Below are 2546 nucleotides of genomic sequence, written 5' to 3' on the forward strand. Positions count from 1 at the left end.
GCGTCTGGAATGCCCTCAAGCAGGATCGTCTGTTCCATGTTGATGTACACAAACGTGTTGTTTGAGAACTTGAAGAACTGCAGGTCGTCGATTGACGTAAAGCCGAAACCAGACATCTCGATCACGTCCTCGCCGACGGTGAAATCGCGAACGATATCCCCCGTCAACCCGGTCGCGTTATCGACATCGCTGGCCCGGAACACGAAGATGTCAGCCCCGGCGCCGCCGGTCAGGTAGTCGCTACCGGTACCGCCATCCAAGTAATCATCCCCAGCACCGCCAAAAATGGCGTCGTTATCATCGCCGGAATACAGGAAATCGTTTCCGCCGCCACTTTCCAATAAATCCGCGCCCGCTCCGGCGTAGACCGTCGCGTCATTGTTATCTTGGGTTTTCCAACGATCCGCACCTGAGGTCAGGATAAACTCAGTGGTTTCATAGGTATCAGCCACCGCATACGCTTCGTCGGAGAACAGGAAATTCGCCTCCGTCAGCTCACCCAGCACAGCCTCTTGCACGAGCATTGTATATCCATCGACACGCAAAACGACCCCGACATTCGGATAATCATAGAGCTCAAGTTCGCTCATCGATTGGGCGTTAAATTGACGAAATTCCAGGACATCTTCGCTGGTATCGAAATCCCGGATCTTATCTGTCAGTCCTCCGCCTTGCACGTCCGACAAGTGGATAACAAAGTGATCTGCTCCGGCACCGCCGACGAAAACATCTCCTCCAACGCCGCCGATCAGAACGTCATCACCATCGCCGCCCAAGAGGTAATCAGCTTCATTGCCACCGACCAATGTGTCATTGCCGCTGCCACCGGAAAGCGTATCATTTCCGTCATTTCCGAAGACCAGCAGATCCTCCGTTGACGAACTGTAGAAGAGGTCGTTGCTCATGGTCATGCCAATGACGCCATCTTCAGCCGCACCAATCACGCTGAAGTCCGCATAGGCCGTCAACGCCATGGGCGTGTCCGGTGTCTCGAACCCCACCGAAACGACCGCATCTGCACTGCCGTCGGCGTCTGCGTCTGCGTCGATCAACACGGTTCCGGCAACTTTGTCGAAGGCCACCATAGCCAAGGATAAAACACTGCCTTCAACCAAGATACGATCTTCGGTCGCAAAGTCCGAAATCGTATCCCCATCAAGTTCCGCAAGGGTGCCCTGTACCGTATCAGACCCAAGCCCAAGCGTCAGGGTGTCGGCACCCAGCCCGCCTTGCAACAAGTTGTTTGCATCATTTCCGATGATCACGTCATTGCCAGAGCCACCGACCGCATTTTCGATCAGGCTGGCTGCATTATCCTCATAAAGCAACGACATGTAGAGATGGTAAGAGGCATAGACCCACTCGGATTTGTCGCCATCACCGTCAAGATCATAGGTGTCTCTGCCCAGTGCAGATCGTTGCGACAGACCGCCCACATCCAGATCTGTGCCAGTGCCCGGGGTCAGATTGATCACCAGATCCGTGGTGTAATTACTCAGATCAAGGGTATCCGTCCCACCCCCATCCCAAATCGTGCGAAAGACGCGGTTCGCGCCCGGCGTTTCCACCAATACGCCATTGATCGACATCGCACCGGTTGCCGTATCGAACTGATACAACGTATCGCCGGATTCCGTTGCATAATTCGCGCCGTAGGTTGCCTGAATCTGCGCAATGTCCAGGATCATCATCGACTGGGGATAGCCCCATGCTTCGACCGAATAGCTCCCTGCCGACGCATCGCCAATATAAGACCGGTAGGACATCACCGTATATTCAAGGCTGTCAAACTCCAGCGACAACGCCGGATTGCTTGAATTGATCTGGTGTGGATGCTTCAAGCCAAGGCTATGCCCGAACTCGTGCATTGCCACCAGATACTCATAGCTGCCGACATAGGTTTGCGTATCATTAACCAATTTGTCGAACAAAAGTGAGGAACCTGATCCCTTGGTGGCGTCGAAGTTGATCCAGATATCCCCGTTCAAGGGTTGCAGGCCCGGTGCATAGGCCCAAGCCGTCGAGGGTTCGGTCGACCCTGCAATCAAGATATCGGTATCGGTTGTGGGCACCTCTTCGGTAATCTCGACCGCGATTAACGCCCCCCATTTAGAAATCGCGTCCCGAAACACCCGTTGCGCTTGAGCGTTCGCCAAGATCAGAGAGTCAGGTTCGTCGTAATTCGAATACGGAATTTCGATCCCAAAATTAATCTCAAAAAAGCTGAGATATTGATCGGCATGAGTGGAAAATGCGAAGGTGATGGCACCGCTGGTGCCCCAGGTAGACGCCCAGTCAAGCGCGATAACGTCCGTGTCGTCCGGTATTGCGCCGCTATCCGCTGAATTCACCGCTTCCTGTGGCGATGGAAACGCAGGATCCAATGTGCCATCTGCCGTCTCCAGCGTATAGATTGGCATGTCGTGAACGTCGTATTCGTCGTGAGTGCTGTGATCTTCTTCAGTTGTGTGGTCTTCTTCCGACATAGTCCCATCCCTCAATGTGAGCAAATCGTTAAAGAGAAGTTGAAGTTTTCAGTGCAATAT

At 53.5% G+C, this 2546-nt stretch carries 1 protein-coding gene; it reads right to left on the reverse strand.

Features of this window, described 5'->3' with window-relative positions; translation table 11 throughout:
• Positions 1-2486 (reverse strand): M10 family metallopeptidase C-terminal domain-containing protein (locus BV911_RS18590; RefSeq protein WP_205963920.1); only part of this gene is annotated, 2486 nt, incomplete at its 3' end.
• Positions 2487-2546 lie beyond the last annotated feature (60 nt).

The organism is Pseudoruegeria sp. SK021, from assembly GCF_002119405.1.
Classification (GTDB): domain Bacteria; phylum Pseudomonadota; class Alphaproteobacteria; order Rhodobacterales; family Rhodobacteraceae; genus Meridianimarinicoccus.